Source organism: Pedobacter terrae (genome assembly GCF_900100705.1).
GTDB classification, from domain to species: Bacteria; Bacteroidota; Bacteroidia; order Sphingobacteriales; family Sphingobacteriaceae; genus Pedobacter; species Pedobacter terrae.
Window position 1 is genome coordinate 115,079 of sequence record NZ_FNCH01000002.1, and the last position, 18,610, is coordinate 133,688.

Annotated in this window: 16 protein-coding genes; 9 read left to right on the forward strand and 7 right to left on the reverse strand. The window is 41.2% G+C overall.

Features of this window, described 5'->3' with window-relative positions; all coding sequences use genetic code 11:
• Positions 1-60: 60 nt before the first annotated feature.
• The 5 genes from BLR60_RS03660 to BLR60_RS03680 are packed head-to-tail and all read left to right on the forward strand — an operon-like array spanning position 61 to position 7,148.
• Entirely contained in the window at positions 61-3,513 is a 3,453-nt protein-coding gene (locus BLR60_RS03660; RefSeq protein ID WP_090496914.1) for a SusC/RagA family TonB-linked outer membrane protein, read from the forward strand.
• An 11-nt stretch (positions 3,514-3,524) separates the two neighbouring features.
• On the forward strand, positions 3,525-4,997 hold the full coding sequence (locus BLR60_RS03665; protein WP_090496915.1) for a SusD/RagB family nutrient-binding outer membrane lipoprotein: 1,473 nt from the start codon (positions 3,525-3,527) through the stop codon (positions 4,995-4,997).
• A gap of 30 nt (positions 4,998-5,027) precedes the next feature.
• Complete coding sequence (locus BLR60_RS03670) at positions 5,028-6,317, forward strand: purple acid phosphatase family protein (RefSeq protein ID WP_090496918.1); 1,290 nt, start codon at positions 5,028-5,030, stop codon at positions 6,315-6,317.
• Positions 6,318-6,319: 2 nt separating this feature from the next.
• Complete coding sequence (locus BLR60_RS03675) at positions 6,320-6,745, forward strand: glycerophosphodiester phosphodiesterase family protein (RefSeq protein ID WP_090496920.1); 426 nt, start codon at positions 6,320-6,322, stop codon at positions 6,743-6,745.
• On the forward strand, positions 6,735-7,148 hold the full coding sequence (locus BLR60_RS03680) for a hypothetical protein (RefSeq protein ID WP_090496922.1): 414 nt from the start codon (positions 6,735-6,737) through the stop codon (positions 7,146-7,148). Before BLR60_RS03675 ends, BLR60_RS03680 begins: the two co-directional genes overlap by 11 nt.
• 76 nt (positions 7,149-7,224) lie before the next feature.
• Here the strand turns inward: BLR60_RS03680 and BLR60_RS03685 are convergent, their stop codons facing one another.
• The 5 genes from BLR60_RS03685 to BLR60_RS03705 all read right to left on the reverse strand — a co-directional run bounded on the left by BLR60_RS03685 (position 7,225) and on the right by BLR60_RS03705 (position 12,503).
• On the reverse strand, positions 7,225-9,789 hold the full coding sequence (locus tag BLR60_RS03685) for an MASE3 domain-containing protein (RefSeq protein ID WP_143009023.1): 2,565 nt from the start codon (positions 9,787-9,789) through the stop codon (positions 7,225-7,227).
• 297 nt (positions 9,790-10,086) lie between these two features.
• The gene (locus BLR60_RS03690) at positions 10,087-11,064 is read right to left on the reverse strand and encodes a hypothetical protein (protein ID WP_090496926.1); all 978 of its coding nucleotides are present in this window, start codon (positions 11,062-11,064) and stop codon (positions 10,087-10,089) included.
• Complete coding sequence (locus tag BLR60_RS03695) at positions 11,054-11,401, reverse strand: DUF3817 domain-containing protein (protein WP_090496928.1); 348 nt, start codon at positions 11,399-11,401, stop codon at positions 11,054-11,056. The genes BLR60_RS03690 and BLR60_RS03695 overlap by 11 nt, the downstream gene beginning before the upstream one ends.
• A 10-nt stretch (positions 11,402-11,411) precedes the next feature.
• Positions 11,412-11,876 carry a hypothetical protein gene (locus tag BLR60_RS03700; RefSeq protein WP_090496930.1) on the reverse strand — a complete coding sequence of 155 codons (465 nt, stop codon included), beginning with the start codon at positions 11,874-11,876 and terminating at the stop codon, positions 11,412-11,414.
• A 39-nt stretch (positions 11,877-11,915) separates the two neighbouring features.
• Positions 11,916-12,503, reverse strand: a complete 588-nt coding sequence (locus BLR60_RS03705; RefSeq protein ID WP_090496933.1) for a TetR/AcrR family transcriptional regulator — start codon at positions 12,501-12,503, stop codon at positions 11,916-11,918.
• A 470-nt stretch (positions 12,504-12,973) separates the two neighbouring features.
• Between BLR60_RS03705 and BLR60_RS03710 the strand changes: the two genes are divergently transcribed.
• From BLR60_RS03710 to BLR60_RS03725, 4 genes are all read left to right on the forward strand, one after another.
• The gene (locus BLR60_RS03710) at positions 12,974-13,390 is read left to right on the forward strand and encodes a hypothetical protein (RefSeq protein WP_090496935.1); all 417 of its coding nucleotides are present in this window, start codon (positions 12,974-12,976) and stop codon (positions 13,388-13,390) included.
• A 298-nt stretch (positions 13,391-13,688) separates the two neighbouring features.
• Entirely contained in the window at positions 13,689-13,955 is a 267-nt protein-coding gene (locus tag BLR60_RS03715; RefSeq protein ID WP_090496937.1) for a hypothetical protein, read from the forward strand.
• 184 nt (positions 13,956-14,139) lie between these two features.
• Positions 14,140-14,832, forward strand: a complete 693-nt coding sequence (locus BLR60_RS03720; RefSeq protein WP_208600564.1) for a DUF421 domain-containing protein — start codon at positions 14,140-14,142, stop codon at positions 14,830-14,832.
• Positions 14,833-15,003: 171 nt separating this feature from the next.
• Complete coding sequence (locus BLR60_RS03725; RefSeq protein WP_090496939.1) at positions 15,004-16,767, forward strand: UvrD-helicase domain-containing protein; 1,764 nt, start codon at positions 15,004-15,006, stop codon at positions 16,765-16,767.
• A 218-nt stretch (positions 16,768-16,985) separates the two neighbouring features.
• Here BLR60_RS03725 and BLR60_RS03730 read toward each other — a convergent pair whose 3' ends face one another.
• Positions 16,986-18,050, reverse strand: a complete 1,065-nt coding sequence (locus BLR60_RS03730) for a hypothetical protein (RefSeq protein WP_090496942.1) — start codon at positions 18,048-18,050, stop codon at positions 16,986-16,988.
• Positions 18,002-18,415 carry a PadR family transcriptional regulator gene (locus BLR60_RS03735; protein ID WP_143009024.1) on the reverse strand — a complete coding sequence of 138 codons (414 nt, stop codon included), beginning with the start codon at positions 18,413-18,415 and terminating at the stop codon, positions 18,002-18,004. The genes BLR60_RS03730 and BLR60_RS03735 overlap by 49 nt, the downstream gene beginning before the upstream one ends.
• Between the last annotated feature and the right edge of the window lie 195 nt (positions 18,416-18,610).

Sequence of the window (18,610 nt, forward strand, 5' to 3'; positions counted from 1 at the left end):
GCCGCAGCTAAGAAATTTTAAATTTTATTTTAACCCATCAAGATTAAAACAGACAAAGTTATGAAAAAGTCCGCAGTGACTAGTCAATTAATTTTTAGCGCAATGCGTTTTTTTACTCTCATTTACATCATGCTCTCCACTATGCTCTTTGTAGGGCAGGCATCGCCGGTAAATGCACAACAATTAAACGTTAAAGTAAGTATCAATATCAAAAAGGGATCTTTAACGGAACTTTTTAAAACCATAGAAAAGAAAACCGGCCTGTATTTCGTATACACCAACAAAGATGCCATAGAGAAACAAAACCTAAGTGGTTTTAAGGCAGAAAATGAAGCCGTAAGCACTTTGCTCGACCGGATATTACCTCCTTTTCAGCTCACCTACCTGATCGAGAAAAACCAGATCATCATCAAAAAATCAATACGAATTAAAGGTAAGGTAACTGACGAAAAAGGTCTGCCACTGCCTGGGGTAAACGTAATTGAAAAAGGAAATAACAATTCTACCAGCACCAACTTAAATGGAGAATTTAACCTGAATGCATCAAACAGTAAGGCCTTACTGATCTTTAAAATGATCGGTTATCAGAGCAGGGAAATTGCACTAAAGGGCGAAACTGAACTAAACATCAACCTCTCTCCTGATGAAACAGCACTCTCTGATGTAGTGGTTACCGCACTTGGTATTAAACGCGCCGAAAAGGCCCTTGGTTATTCAATCGCTACCGTAAAAGGAAGTGATGTTAACACGGTAAAAGAAGTAAATGTGATCAACTCACTGGCCGGAAAGGTCGCTGGTGTAAATGTGGTCAGCACGGGTGCTGATCCCGGATCAAGTTCATTTATCACCATTAGGGGGCAATCATCAATCGCGACCGACAACCAGCCTTTATTTGTGGTAGATGGCGTTCCGGTAGCGCATTCACTCCGTGCAACATCAGAGGTTGGCCGTTCATCGGTTGATTACGGTAGCCCGATTGCGGATATCAGTCCGGATGATGTAGAAAGTATCACCATATTAAAAGGTGCAAGTGCTGCCGCATTATACGGAAGCAGGGCCGGAAGTGGTGTGGTCTTGATTACCACAAAAAGTGGCTCAACAAACAAAAAGGGTTTAGGAATAAACTTTAATTCAAACGCCATGTACGATCAGGCATGGATGTTCCCTCATTTTCAGCACACTTTTGGAGGAGGCGAATATACCGACGATCCGGCATCTTCCACCACATCTGCCTGGGGGCCTCGGCTTGATGTGGGTACCAAACACCTGCAATGGAACAGTCCGCTGGATGCCAGCGGAAAACCAATTGCTACCGATTGGGTATCGCATCCTAACAATCCGCAGGACTTTTATGAAACCGGCTCTACCTACACCAACAATATTTCCATTAATGGCAAAAATGCCGATGGCAATTACCGTTTATCATACACCAACCTGAGCAATAAAGGGATTGTACCCAATACCGACCTCAAAAGGAATACGCTTAATCTTTCGGCCACCTATGTGTTGCACCCCAAATTGAAAATCAGCACCAATATTGGTTATGTAAACAATAAAAGCGATAACCGGCCATCGGCTTACCGGGAAAGTGTAACACAGATGCTGTATTCACTCCCACCAAATATGAACATCAACGACCTGAAAAACTACTGGAAACCGGGAAGGGAAAATATAGAGCAGTTTTCAGCAGATGATTCTGACAACCCCTATTTCGTAGCCTACCAACATACTAATGGCTACGACAGGAACCGCTTAACTGGGAATATACAGGCGGTTTACGACATTTCCAAAAACTTAAGTTTAATGGTACGTACCGGGCTTGACATGTTCAATGAAGAACACGAGACCAAACGCCCTTTCAGTTCAAAACGTTTTAAATTTGGCGGATATGGTGTAGATAATTCTTTCTTTAAGGAACAGAACACAGATTTTTTACTGAGCTATAAAAAACTATTCAATCAGGATTGGTCTTTGAGTCTTTCTGCCGGAGGAAACCAAATGGATCAAACCAACCGGTTTACCGCGCAGAAAACCGAGAGCCTGAGTATTCCAGGTGTATACAACATTGCGAATGCGCAGGCAGGTACCATCGTAAATTCGCAATATAATTCCCGCAAACGCATCAATAGCATCTATGGTCTTGGCCAGTTATCGTTTAAGGATATGGTTTTTCTTGATGTAACAGGCAGAAACGATTGGTCGAGCACACTTCCGGCTGGCAACAATTCGTACTTTTATCCTTCCGCATCATTAAGCACTATTGTAACGGATGTGTTCAAGATCAAGTCAGATGTACTTTCTTTCGTTAAACTGAGGGCAAACTGGGCACAGGTGGGTAGTGATACCGATCCTTACCAATTGTACAATACCATTCCCTTTAACCAGGATTGGGGAGATGTAAAAAGAGCTACGATTGAATTTAACCTCAAAAACAACTTCCTGAAGCCTGAAATTGCCACGTCTTATGAGTTTGGCGGAGACCTGCGCTTTTTCAAAAGCAGAGTAGGTATCGATGTTACCTGGTACAAAACCAATAAGCGTAATCAAATCATTAATATTCCTACCACCATTGCATCGGGGTCATCAAACCGGTTGATCAATGCCGGAAATATCCAGAACAGCGGATGGGAAATCGGATTAAACGCTGTTCCATTTGATGGCAGCTTTAAATGGGAAACCAATATAAACTTTACCACAAACGAGAATAAGGTTATAGCATTATCAGAAGGTTTAAAAGAATACTCAATGGGCAGTGCAGATGGGGACAATATCCGTTACCTGATTAAGGAAGGTACCAAAATCGGCGACTTCTACACCCCGAGTTACACCAAAGTAACAAGCGGACCAAACGCGGGAGCAGCGTTACTAGACAAAACCGGGCACTACATCCGTAACAATAGCGAATACCTTAAAATCGGAAACTATAACCCCGATTTTACCATGGGCTTCAACAATACTTTCAGTTACAAAAACTTTACCCTAAATGTACTTTTAGACTGGCGTAAGGGCGGCAATTTTTACTCGTACGTAGTAAAATCACTGATCAACGCAGGCTTAACCGATAACACATTGGTGGGCAGAGATGCAGAAACCGGCGGTTTACCTTGGACGGATTCGCAGGGCAAAAAACGGAACGACGGAATGATTATTCCGGGCTACATTGCAGATGCGAACGGCAACCTAACCCAAAACACGGTAATTATTGCCGCTTCTGATTTTTATAACAACACCTACAACAAATACTATGAAAGGTTAACCTATTCGGCCTCCTTTCTGAAAATCAGGGAAGCTTCATTAACCTATATATTCAGTAAAAAGCTGACTCGCAAACTGCCCATCAGCAACCTGTCACTATCGCTTATTGGGAGGAACCTCTATACCTGGACCGGCAACGGACTGGGTTATGATCCTGAAACGACTATGAGTGTTACCGAAGGCTTTAAACTAGGCGTAGGTCACTGGACACTTCCGGGAACACGCTCATTCGGTTTTAAATTAAGTTGTAACTTTTAACCTGTACAGAAATGAAATTCAAATATACAACGCTACTTTTCGCTATACTGGCTTTGATTACAAGCTGTACCAAAGATTTTGAAAAGATAAATACCAACCCCAATGCTCCTGAAACCACCAATACCGAATTTTTAATGTCTGACGTATTGGTTTCTACCGCTTATGCCTACCAGGAAAATGCGGTAAACCGAAGGCCCGCCTCTGCAGCGCGCTACCTCACCCTTGTTCGAAATACCGGCTACGACCTGTTGGATTGGGGCCCGGTTGATTGGGATGATATTTATGCCCGCTTAGCCGTAAACAAAACCTTTATTGAAACTGCACAAAAACGTTCAGAAAACCAGTACGTTGCCATCGGCAAAATCATGAAGGCTTTTAACTTTGGCTACCTTACCGATTTATATGGCGATATCCCCTATTCTCAGGCCTTAAAATCTAAAGAGGCTAATATTATTTATCCCGAATACGATCAGCAGCAGGCCATTTACCCCGATTTATTGAGGGAATTAAGAGAAGCCAACGATATGCTAAAAGGCAACACTCAGGAAATAAATGCCAAAGGCGATGTAATGTTTAAAGGCAAGGCTCTTGCCTGGCGCAAATTTGCCAATTCGCTACGTCTCCGGATGTTATTGCGGATCTCAAAAAATTATGCGCCTGCCTTTACCGAAATGCAGGAAATCTTGAACGATAAAACAGCTTATCCTGTCTTTGAAAGCAGTGCAGACAATGCAGAAGCAGCCTATTTGGGCAATATTGCGGCCTATAGCTGGCCGGGCGGCCCTTTGGCAATGATCGATTTTGATTACCTAAAAACAAAAGCAAGCAAAGAACTGGTAGACAGATTGATACAAAGGAATGATCCAAGGTTGACTGTGTGGGTAGAACCGGTAAAAAGTACCACCGGATCAACTGTTGATCTGAACCGATACGTAGGAGTGCCTAATGCCATCGATGCACCAGCTGCCTATAACGGTGGCGAAGATCATGTTTCGGTTTTCTCTTCTACATTTTTCAGAAAAAACGGAGGCGCTTCCAACACATTATTAAAAGCCAGTTTAATCACTTATACGGAGCAATGCTTTATTTTGGCAGAGGCTATACAAAAAGGAAAACTAACCGTAAGCGGCGAAACTGCAGAATCGCTGTACTATAAAGGCATCAAAGAATCGATGAGCAGCTACGCTGTAAGTGCTACACAGGCCTATTATGATCAACCTTTGGTAAAATACGATGGTACACTTGAACAATTGATTACCCAGAAATGGCTCGCTATGCTGTTTAAAGGTGCTGAAGGATGGTTTGATCAGCGCCGTACCGGCTACCCTGCTTTTGTTACCGGTCCGTTAGCAGCAGGGAGAAGCATTCCAAAACGTTATACCTACCCTGATTCGGAAAGTGCAAAAAACCGTGTTAACTATCAAAAAGCCGTTTCCGTTTTTGGTGCCGACAATCAGTATACCTTAATGTGGTACCTGAAATAAATGAATTCCTTTACTATTCAATAAAATAATATGAAATTATATATGAAAGCTTTCTCTTTTTTATTTACACTCTCTGTTTTAGCCATTGGCGTTAAAACATATGCCCAGGATTTTAAACCTGGGCATTTTCCCGATCGTGTAATTTTAACCTGGGCCGGAGATCCTGCCACCAGCCAAACTGTTAACTGGCGTACCGATACCACTATTAAGGCCTCAAAAGCCCAGGTCAAAGCCGAAGATTCTAATCCGGCGCTTGAACAATCGATTACGAGTTACGATGCTATTTCTACTTTACTTGGAAGCGGAAATAATTACGAAATTGCAAGCTACCACCACGTTACTTTTACCAACCTTAAACCTGCAACGGTTTATGCCTACCGGGTTGGCTCTGGCGAACATTGGAGTGAGTGGTTCCAGTTTACCACTGCATCAGTTAAAAATAAGCCATTTTCTTTTATTTACCTTGGCGACGCACAGAACGACATCCGCTCTAAGTGGTCGCGTGTTATCCGTAAGGCATTTTCGCATCAGCCCGATGCCAGATTTATCATCCATGCCGGCGACCTGATCAACCGTTCCAATAACGACCAGGAATGGGGCGAATGGCATTATGGCGGTGGTTTCATCAATGGTATGATTCCCAGTATCCCCTCCCCCGGAAACCATGAATATGTACGCGATGATAAAAGAAAATTGATACTCGATCCTCATTGGGGCGTACAGTACACTTTTGCCGGCAACGGACCAAAAGGTCTGGAAGAATCCGTTTATTATATCGATTATCAGGATATGCGGATCATTTCCCTGGATTCGCAAATGATCATATTGGACGAAGCATCAGCCAAAGCTGAATATGAGTGGCTCGAAAAAGTATTAAAGGAAAATACCAAGCTATGGACGGTAATTACCTTTCACCATCCCATTTTTTCGACAGCAAAGAGCAGGGATAATAAGGAATTCAGAGATCGGTTTAAACCCTTATTTGATAAATACCATATTGATCTTGTACTGCAGGGCCATGACCACACGTACAGCCGTGGACAAAACCTGCCAAGAGGATTATCAGGAAGGGAAATAAGCGGTCCGGTTTATTTGGTTTCGGTTGCAGGCCCTAAAATGTACAAAGTAGATGGAGCAAAATGGATGGATGTATCGATAGAAAACACCCAGCTTTTCCAGGTTATTCATATTGATGGGGCAAACCTTAAATTTGAGGCCTATAAAACCTCTGGCGAACTTTTCGATGCTTTCTCCTTAAAAAAAACCGACAGAAACAGTGCAGCAGCATTCACAGAGAGGAACGCTGCAGAAAATCCTTAGCCATGAGCATAAATATAAAACAGGTTTCACTGGGCATCTTATTCATCAGCCTCTGTACACCTGCATTCTCACAACAGGTGATGAAGCCTCTGCCGAAATCAAAAAATGCTTTTATCGTGATTGCCCATCGTGGCAGTCATTTAATTAAACCCGAAAATACAATAGCTTCCATTACGGAGGCTATTGATTTGGGTGCAGATTATGTGGAGCTTGATCTGCGTACCACAAAAGACGGGCACCTGGTACTTTTGCATAACGACCGTGTAGACGGATTAAGTAATGGAAAAGGACTGATAAAAGACCTCGATTTTGAAGCAGCAAGACAACTTATCCTTAAAGGAAAAGACGGGAGTTTACACCAGATTGCCAGTTTTGAGGAGGCATTAAGGGCTTGCAAAGGAAAAATAAATATCTATTTTGAATTTTAAAGCAGCCGAAGTAAAAGAAGCATATCAAGCGATTAAAAAAGCGGGAATGGCGCATCAGGTATTGGTTTATGTCGGCGACCACAGCGATTACTTTTCCTGGCGGAAAACAGCACCTGAAATGCCCATAATGTCGCATTTAGATCATACCATTACAACCGAAGAAGCCTTAAAGGAGGCAATGGCTAAAGTCCCTTTGGAGGCGATTAACAATGTGCTCAATGAAACATTACGACCAGTTCTAAAAACCATGGGCATCAGTATCTTTATGGATGTACAAAAAGCAAACGAGACACCCGATGATTGGATGACAGCAATAAAATTTGGCATTCAGGGATTACAGACCGATCATCCAAAGTCACTAATTGACTATCTTCGAGTGCGTAAAATAAGAGATAGGATGTAAATAAATTTATATTTTGGAGATAAATCCTACTACCGGATTTATCTCCTATTCAGACCTTATTAAAGATCGCGAAGGCTTAACCTTTGTTGGTTTCCTTTAACCAACGTTTGGCCTCTTCTATGTCGTAAAAAAAGCGAACGTTGGCTTTACCGTCCGATACATCAAAACTTTTCTGAGCGGCAAGTTGTGCAAAAATACTTGGCGAAAAAATCCAGGCAAAATCCTGAAGGCCGGCTTCGATCATCATCGGAAACCAAACCTTCCCTGCCCAGTCTGATGCTTCGGACCAATTACCAAGCACTTCTCTATTATCATTAAGTACCTTTTTAAGTCCGGATGATTTCAGCAGTTCTATCATATGAAGCCCCCCGTTTTGCACACTTTTAAAATGCTGATGCCCGGTCCAGTTTACTTCCATCCATTCTTGCTGATCATTACAACTAATAGTAAGGTATTCATTGCTGTAATTCAACCCTTTAGCCATTGAATTCTTTATAACCACTGTTTCGTTTAATGGAATGCGGATGTAAACGATAGTCCCTACCCCGAGCTCACTTTCAATCCAGAATGTACCCTGGTGAGCTTTAATGATTTCGGAGGAAATAAAAAGCCCCAGGCCAAGTCCACCAAAGCGCTCCGCAGCGTTATCCGATCGGTAATAACGGTCGAAAAGTTTTTCAAGCTCCCGGCTATCGATCCCTATACCATGATCTTCGACAGCGATAATGATCGATTCTTGTTCAACTTTGAACGTAACATTCACCAAATCTGCATTGGGAGAGTATTTAACCGCGTTACTGAGTAAATTATCAATTACCTGCTCCATTCTGAAACGGTCAGCATATATATTTATATGTTCGTTTTCATTGAAGATGATGCGATGGGTAGTAACGCTTAGCTGAAGGTTTTCGCAACACTCCTTCAACAGCTCGTTAAGGTTAAAAATGGATTTATTAAACTGGAGTTTACCAGCATTGATTTTGCTCACGTCCAGCAAATCGTTAATCAGGCTTTCGAGTTTAGTCGTAGCGATATCTACTTTTTGCAGGTAAGATTTTGCTCTCTCCAGATCATGGGTTCTGGCAAGCAGTTGGTTAAATGCCTTAATACTGGTTAACGGTGTTTTTAATTCGTGTGATGCGATAGAAATAAATTCATCCCGCTGCTCCTGCCCTTTCTTTTGCAGGTCTATATTGGTATTCGAACCAATCCACAATATAACCTTCCCATTTTCGAGAATAGGCACTGCCCGTCCTAAATGCCAGAGATACTGACCGTCTGCCATTTTCAATCTAAACTGAACCTGATATTCCGAACCGTTGCTGAGCGAAAGCATCCATACCCTCGTACATTCCTGTAGGTCATCAGGATGAACGTAGTGTTGCCAGCCAATACCAAACGGGGAATCAGGATCGAGTGCAAAATCACGAATGATTACGCCGTTAATATAATCAATCGTACCATCAGCCCTGGCTGTCCATACTTGCTGTGGAAGGGTATCCAGAAGCCCTGATAAATGAAGTTTTTCTTTCCTAATGATAGTGATATCCCTAAAAATAACCAAAAGCCTCACCTCAGAAGCATTATCGAAGATTTCCGGAATGATCTGAAATGAATAATAATGGCGGCTACCCTGCATGCCCACTTCCAATTCTCCTGCTATATTTTTTCTGATCAGGAGTGCCTGTTTCAATTCATTCCAGATTCGCTTGCTCAATGCCTGAACATCAGAATCAGCGAAATGCGGAAGTTTACTGATATCCTGATTGATATAGATACAATCCAGGTTTTCATCAAAACGCATGATCAGATCTGGAAGATTTTCAGCCAAAGTCTTATACTCTGTCTCGCTAGCCTTAAGCTCACGAAAAATACTTGTCATGGGTTTCTCAAAAGCCATTTTAACATTGGCCTTATAAATAAGAAAGAAAGAAATCAGTTTCCCATAATGTCCCCATTCATTTAACTGGCCATAGTTTGATGTATAAGTAGCAAAGCAACATTCACTTAGGATAGCAACTATAATAGAACCAGAAAGAAGCTGGTAAGTCTTCCGATCGAAATTAGCCCTTCTCCTGTAAAGCAAGCATAAGCTTACCAACAACAATAAAATGATGATGTACTCAGATACAACCTTAAAAAGGGTTTGCCCAACTCCGGGTACAAAACAAACCGGGAATACTTTCCATACCAAAATACTTGCAGCAATAAGTGAAAACACTACAAAATATAAAAGAAAAAGCAGTTCGGTATTAATTTTTTGTTTGCGACCAATCATTAAAAAACCGCCTAGAAAAATCAATGCCTCCATGCCACGGGTCGCCACCCAGAACTGGTTGGCAGGATATCCGGGTAACGGAATGATATTCATTCCATTATAGCTCAAAGTATGTAACAAATCCAGCGCGCCAATGAACAGATAGGAAATACCAACCACATGCAGGTATTTGTTATCCTGCATTTTCCTGGAGTTCCAGGCCACAATAAAAACCGCGAAAGCGATTACAATGGAAAAGAGCTCAACCAAAGTATGGAAAAGTATGTAACCATACCTTTTGCTGTAAATAAAAACCAGCATCAGGCAGATAATACTAAATGCGGTACGATAGTAACGGTTAAAAAGAGAAATGATGTTGCGCAAGGATATACTTAATCTAACAACAAATATATGATTTTCAGAATGGTTATAAACGATAAATCATATGGCAATTGTAAATCACCAATTTCAGTGGCTGATCTGCAAACAACAGGCATTTAAAAAGTCGATCATGTGGATGGCTAATCTTATTAAAATACTTTGCTTTGGGTTGTTGATCAGCATAAAGTTTGTGGAGTGATTGACTCCTCTAAAAGGAACTTTGGGTAACTATTCATTAAAGATAGCGAAGTGTTTTAGCATAATAGTATAGAGGCAGAATGTTTAATTGAAATGCTAATTTTATTTCAGACTTAAAATATATCGCTTGATCAGTGCAACGCCAGCAGTATCAATAACCGTAGTGCCGAGTTTTGGCATATGATACGCTCCCATAATGGCAGTCCTTTCTAAAATATGCTGTTTATTGTACCGGATGCCCGTATTAAGATAAGCTGTTGCGAAGTCCAGGTTTAAAGACTTGCGTCCAGCCATGCCAGTAGGCTGATGACAATGGGCGCAGTTCATCGCCAGGTACGCCCTTGCTCTTTTTTCTACCGGCAATAATATGTTATGATAATCAGGGGTAGTATCAAAATGATCCGTTTGTTTATAATTAAGCAAACCTTTTTCGCGCAGGTAAAGCAGTTGATTTTGGCTTTTCGCGTTACTGATTACCTCGATGTTCAGGTTCCTGATCGTTGGGCCAATAGGCACCAGTTCGTTACCAGAGCGGTGGCAGCTGCTACAATCCTGTTGGGCAGGAATTTTATAATTAACCCTTCTGATTTTCCCTTCCTTATCTGCGAAACGCACAGGAACAGTGGCACCGTTTTCCTGAAGTATTGCTTCTTTCTGCGCCGCGTCCCATTGATAAGTTGCTGCATTCCACAAACCATCCTGAAAGATCAGCAGGCGGGTTTCGATCAGCTGGCGATGTTTTTTCCCTGCAAATGGATAATAAAATGTTTTTGCGATGATGGTACCATCAGGAAATCTGGGGAGCCCATTGCCTGTCGCTCGCATTATTTTGCCTTTTGGCAATTTTACCAGCCTTTGTTTCTCAGCATAATCGGTAAAAAGCGTTGATCCTAATTCAAGGATTTCTACGTCTGGAGCAGGTTCCAGTCTTTCCATTGGACCAGAAAAAAGGCCATAAACCGATAGTTTTTCTTTAAATGTTATGGCGTTACTGATTTTTTTGTTTCCACTGTCGTGCATCAGCAATATATAGATGATAACGCCCCCAAAGAAAAGCAACAGCATTAACTTACTCTTCATTACTTTTAGCAATTTCTCCGGTCTGAGCGGCATATTCCGCTTGTTTAAGGATGTGCCGATCGATATAAAAGGTTCCGAATGGGATTATGCAGGCTAGCAGCAACTTCCAGGTCGTATCTTTAAATTTCCATTTTTCGGCTACACCTATGCTAATCGTCATAAAAATAAACAGCAGAAAAAGAGCGCCGTGTATTGGCCCCAGGTTTTTGACCAGCGCAGGATCATTAAAGTAATATTTTCGCGGTACGGCGACAAAAATAAGCAGCAGAAGAGATATGCCTTCCAGAAATCCAACCAGGCGCAATCTGCCAATCGGTGTGTTAAAAAAGTGTGTCATAATTTTTGTATTAATAATTTCTAATCAAAGGGCGGTTAGCAAGTGGCGAAAACGGCCAGGGAATCGCAAGTATAATGATCAGTAGTGCTATCGAAAACCAGATCAGCATGGTTTTAAATTTTTCATTGCTTTCTTTTTTTCGCTTTGCTTTGGCTGAGCCTATAGTGATCAAAACAATGGCAATAAGCATGGAAGAAATATGGATGATACCAAAGAAAAGCGATTCCATGCGGGCCGCACTATCCACTAATCCGGAAAAATAAGCCTTAACTGTTATGCTTTTGGTGTAGAGCAATATACCAAGAACCAACTGGATATGAGCGATAGTTGCCGTCCAGTGACGAATGCGGTCATGGTCTACGCTAAACTGCCAGCCCTGGCAATAACCACGTGCTGACAAATAGATCGAATAAAGCAGGCTTAAAAGAACAAGCCACCTGAAAAGAGAATGAATGGGAAGCAGAATATCATACATATAAAAAGTACTAACTGGTATGTTTTTGGTTAAATTTTTTTACTTAAGGTTGTCGAGATAGATTTTTAGTTCTCTCAGAAAATGGGTATAAGACTCTTTTCCGAGCACTTTGCCCATATTCCTTACACCAGAATAGCCGGTGAGCAGGAATGTTGCAACGCGTTTACAATCAACGTCTTTTCGGATCTGATGTTCTGCTTGTGCAGTTAATAATGTCTGTTCCACCGCTCCATGCATCTTTTTAATGAGTCGGCTTAACGCCTTTTTAAAGGAATTATTGACCGGCGACATTTCTTCAATCAGATTAACTACCGGACACCCGTATGCAATTAATAACGGGCTTTCTAGAAGCACGAAATGAAAAGCACGATAAATCTGATCGGTAATGTTAGCAATTTTGGCCAGTCGCTGAACGATTTCCTCCTGTACTTTCGGATAAAAAATCTCATTGATGATGGCAAGTCCCATTTCCTCCTTTGATTTGAAATGGTAAAAAAATGCCCCCTTGGTGAGGTTGGTGGTTGCGATAATATCATCAATGCTGGTTGACTGATATCCCTTTTTGTAGATCAGTTCGAGTGAATTGTTTAAAATAAGAAACTTTGTACCGGCTGCTTTTGACATCATAACACTGCAAACATACTAATTGAAATGTTTTATATCTATCAAATTAATGTCATTCTTAAAAATACGAATTTACTTAAAGATGAGCTTGGATGGTCATTAAATGTACCAGAGGCCAATTCACCAGAATATTAAGATGATAATTACGAACTCCTGCTATTGTGCTAAAACACAATAAATATGATATTTCCATTACTTAATTAAATACCATTTAGTATGTATCTGAAAGGAAGATACTCGAACTACACCTGGATCAGCACCTGAAAGAGATGCAACTCCGATCCGGAAGATTGTGACAGAATTTTCCGCGTTGATTGCAAATACCCCCCTTACAGAACTGACCATTAGCTTATTCAGCAATAATGGATTTTACGGTGAGGAAATTCCGGAGTAAATATAATTCTTATTTAGCCCGTACATCAAAACACAAATGCCGATAAAGTGTTAACTAATACAAACATAAAGACCGTTAAATGAAATTGAAACCATGGAATGTGATGTTTCTATCGCTCCTAACCACGTTAGCGGCTCTGGTATCTTCTTTTATATACTTGCCACAAAACTCAGGTTACGCAGGGCTATTCTTTATCACAATTAGCCCAATCGCTTTTTTCATGTTCGTTATATGGACATTGATATTGGTTCCGGTAACCGAAAAGAAAGAGGGTTTTATCAAATTATTAATCACTTTTTTATCGACTGTCGTTCTTCAATATCTGGCGATGATCATTGCAAATTGGATACTAAGTAGTGATGATCGCTATTACGATCTGGGTACTTTTTTTACCGATTGTGGCAATTTATTAGGTGATATTGGAATATTACTGTGTACGCTTGCCGTTGCAACAGTATATACCCTCTTAATGAGATCTATCTTAAACAGGAAATAGATTAACAAGCAAAACGCAAAAGGTATTGAGCCTTTACTCATCCAGCTCAATACCATAATTATTTTATCCTCAGCCATATCCTATTGGCCAGATCAAAAAAACTATCTAATCGTTAAATTATATAGTAGCTAAACGGTTTTAATAGTTTGAAATCAAGCGCTATCGCCTTGGGTGCCATGATTCATTTAGGATTTGTCTGGCCCGGGTTTTTCTGTAAGTATGTATGGCAATTATCAGAATTCCCATTTATAGCAAACTATTGAGGTATCTTCGGTGTTGAGATAAAAAAACAGCGATTATGGAAGACCACAAAAACAAAAAAGAGCAGCAAGAAGAAAGCCTAACCAACCAGGAACAACTTGCCCAAGCCGCATTAGGGAACACCGAAGCAATACAACCTGCTACAGATAACAACAACGATATCCTTAGCATCCCTGAGATCTCGGGAACCGGAAGCAATCCGTCATCTGCCGCACCACATTCGCTCATTGTACACGAGGATGAAAATGGCGAAAAAAAGTATGAAGAAGGTAGCACTGAAAGTTCTACAGAGGAACAGGCATAATACAGGTATTTCACTATTAACCTGATCGCAAAGACACAACATATATCCGGAGAAAAACAGGTGATCAAACCCTTTGATATCTATATATTGTTGAGGAAAATTTCCAGGCAGATCAACCATTGAAAATAGCTACATTAGACCTGGAGTTTATTTAAACCGATTCATACCAAACATCAATTTCAATATGCAGGACATCGACTGGACCAAGATTATGGTAGGTGAAGAAAAGTGGGGATTTCTTATCGAGATCGCCATACGCACCATACTGATGTACTTTATCATACTGATCGGGCTAAGGCTTCTGGGCAAGCGGGGTGTAGGACAGCTATCGGTATTTGAAATGGTAGTTATTATCAGCCTGGGCTCCGCAGCGGGTGATCCGATGTTCTATAAGGAAATCGGGCTTATGGTACCGTTAGCCATTTTCGCAATCATTGTGGGTGCCTACCGGCTTACCACCTATCTAATGGCTAAAAGCAAGCGATTTGATGACCTGGTTGAAGGCAAAGCTACCTATATTATTGAGAAGGGCATGTTCTCGGTAAATGAATTCCGGAAAGAGGCCCTTGCCCAGGACGAGTTCTTTTCCGAACTACGGCAACAGGGTGTCTCCCATCTTGGCCAGGTTGAAACGGCCATACTGGAAACATCAGGCTGTGTAAGTATTTTCTTTTTTTCAGATGAAGAGGTACAGCCAGGCCTGCCAATCATGCCCAAAGAATTTGCCCGGGCATCCAAGATGGTGGATCACGACGGGCTTTATGCCTGTAGCTTCTGCGGAAAAGTTCACCACATCAGTAAAGAACAAAAAACTGAATGCACCAGTTGCAAACGCGACGAATGGGTAAAAGCAGACGACAGACCGCGGATAAAGTAACTTTAAGAAGGAACCTCTAACCTGTACCACCGACTTTTTGTCTTTTTGGGCCGCAAACTCTTACAGGCAGCAACCTAGTTTAGGTTACCAAATGTACAAGGAATGATAATTTTCCTAAAAATGCGTATCCTTGCACTACAAACAGCGTGAAGTAGAATTATCCTTTGAGAGATGGAATTGACCAAGCAGCAAAAAGATATTATAAACTCTACCGGTAACATCAAAATTAATGCTGTAGCAGGTTCAGGCAAAACAACTACCATCATTGCCTACGCCGCAACCAGACCACCGGGCAGCCGGATTTTGTACCTGGCTTTTAACAAAGCGGTAAAAACCGAGGCCGCAGATAAATTCAGAAACAAAGGACTACAAAACGTGACTGTAGAAACCGCCCATTCCCTTGCGTTTCGCCATGTGGTTATGCGGAGCAAATACCAGGTCAAAAACCGAGACTATACAACAGATGAAGTAGTTAGCATTCTCAAACTACAGGGCACAGGTGAAAAACACAGCCAACTTCTTATTGCCAACCACATTATTAAACTCAGTTCATATTTCTGTAACAGTGATCAGTCAAAGGTTCAAAATTTAGACTATCTCAATCTTTTAGAAGATGACGAGGCTAAAACTTTTGTTGGCAAAGCTTATGATTACATCATTAATCAGACCAGGGTTTTGCTGGGAAAAATGGATAAGGGAGAAATCGAGATCACCCATGATTTTTATTTAAAGAAATACCAGTTACAGCAACCACAGCTGGGCTTTGATTACATCCTTTTTGACGAAGCGCAGGATGCCTCTCCCGCCATGCTCGACATCTTTTTAAAGCAAAAAGCGACCAAAGTCATTGTAGGCGATACCCATCAACAGATTTATGGCTGGCGTTACGCCGTAAATTCCCTGGAAAAAGCAAACTTCAAAACCTACCACCTATCTACGAGTTTCCGCTTTGGACAGGACATCGCCAACCTGGCCATGGAAACACTAAGGCTTAAAAACCTGTTAGCGCCTCATCCTCCCATGACTATCCTGGGCAAAGGCAGGGATGCAAAGATCAAAACCAATGCAGTGATCGCGAGGACGAACCTTGGGCTGCTCGTTAAAGCCATTGAATATGTAACCGAGCGAAAAAACATTAAACATATTTATTTCGAGGGAAACATCAACTCTTACACCTATGCAGATGAGGGCGCTTCGCTGTATGATATTTTGAGCCTATATAACGCCAATCATGATCAGATCAGGGATCCGATCATCAGATCGATGAGGGATTTGGAGGATTTGGAAGCATATATTGAACAGACCGCAGACACCGGCTTATCGATGATGAGCGAACTGGTGCGTCTGTACGGCAACAGCATTCCCGGCATGATCAAAGCCATCAAAGAAAAACATGTGCAGCAGGACGAAAAAGCAAAGGCAGAAATTGTTTTTTCCACCGTTCACCGCTGCAAGGGAATGGAATATGACGCAGTGCTCTTAGCAGACGATTTCGTAACAGAGGAAAAAATCCGACGGTTTAGGGAAGACAAAAATGCCCAGCCCGCTCAATTTAACCGGATGAACGAAGAAATCAACCTGTTATACGTCGCCATTACAAGAGCTAAAAACGGTATTTATATCCCCGAGTCCCTGGTCCCGAAGCACTTTCCGGTTTCGCCCAAGATATACCTCATCGCCGCCCCTAAGCAGCCGCAAAAGACTACCAATCTACAAAGGGGCCATCAGAAAAAGCGTACGGATAGCAAACCGATCAACCCTGAGCAAAACAAGCACGCAGCAAATCAATCCTGGACAGTGGAACTGGACAATGAACTCACCATTATGTATGCTGACGGTTACAGCCCAAGCGATCTCTCCCTGCATTTTGGCCGATCGAGAACAGCCATCAGCATGAGAATTAAAAAATTAGGACTCGAAGATCTATATTTTTGATGGCAAGGTTTCTTTGCAAATCAGATGGTAAAAGCAGCAATATACTCAACTCAAGAGCTTATGTAATTCCAACTCCAGTGAACGGAAACAAATTCAAACCCAGCATGGAGAATTCTTTTGTGTCCTATCAATTTTATACGCTAAATATGATTAGTGAAATACCAACTGTGTTGATAAATACTTAATTCATAACCGAGTAGATTTTACATAAAATTTGCTTAGCACTCAGTAGGTTTACGCTTATTAAAAATCCATAATCCTAAAACATGTCCAACACCTACACTAGCTACCAAAGCTGTAACAAAAAAAGGAGTATAGAATCTATTTACCCGCTCCATATCAGCCATAATGCCGACAGTAAGTTCTAATAAAAAACCAATGGAGGTAAAAATTAACACTGCACGCATAGCACTTGAAGTCCTGTTGTAATAAGTCAGCAAAAATGAAGCTGTAAAGTAGAAGATACCAAAAAGTACCGCCTGCACAACGATATTAGGGGCTTGTAATACCCTGGTAGATGCTGCAAAAAGTTCTATAACAAAACCGAAAAGTATTAATAACAGGGCCGACGGCTTATCAAACAAATTTTTCAATTTAAATCCACCAGTGCGGTTAATGCTGAATATCATGCTCAGCACAACAAAAGGTATACTAAGTGCCGCCAGATTGAAACTGAATTCTACGAGACCACTTTCGAACACCCTTATGGTATACCTTTCTAAGCTTGGGATTCTTTTAAACATCAAAGATCTGCCCAGTACACTACACATTGTGGGGAGGAAAGATAATGCAACCCATTTTAGTGGCTTTTGCGCAACCTTATTCTCAATAAAGCAGGATATCTGGCGCTTAAACCTGAGCAAACTAAAAATACCTGCTATAAACAAAACATGAAAGGCAACCATAATGAATACTGCCACAGTGGAGGTTTGAAAATACCGGAAAATTCCCCAATAAAATATAGAGATAAGCGCAAATACCACCGACGGAATTCCATAAAACATATTAAATCCAATCAGGAGATAGGCCCATATTTTATTGTGCTTCAAAGACATATTCACTTTACCATACTCTTCTGTAAGCAGTTCAACATTACCGATACGTTTGCAGGCGACCATAAAAGCTTCTTGTTCAGATAGCCCTATTTTAACCAATACTTCTGTCGAATCATAAAGATGACCCGTTAGTTCATCAGCATCAGAGCCCGTAAGACTGCCCTGGTTTTTAATCAGACCTATGTAACCGAGAATGGCGTTGTCGAGGTTGAAATTGGAAGATTCCATAATTTTTTGATTAAGTCGTTAATAAAGTTCATTTGCGAATATTGCTCTTCGAGTTCCTGTTTGCCTTTACCCGTTAAAACATAGTACCGTCGTGCTCTCCCTGAATCTGATTTCTTCCACTCCCCTTCTATCCAGTTTTTTGATTCCATCTTCTTTAGCACAGGGTAGAGCGTTCCTTCAGCAACATGGAGTTCTCCCCCAGTCTTATCTTTCAATTCCTGGATAATCTGATAACCATAACTTTCCTGCCGCCTTAATATAATTAGAATCAGCGGAGCAAGCGCACTGGCCATAAAATCCTTATTCAGCTCTACCATATCACAAACATACATAGAAGTTCTAAGTATTAAAAATTTATTTTCCACGAAGTATTCGGATAATTAATAAGCTGGACACGTATTTACCTTTAAGTCACTTTATCTTTATAAAATCGTATCGATCATCGCCTATTTTTTTTTACACAGACATCTTTACGAAATGCCAGGAACATTTTGTAACCGCTATTCTGAACAGCAGCCTCTGTTTTTATTCTCCAACAGAGAAATTAAGCAGCAATATAT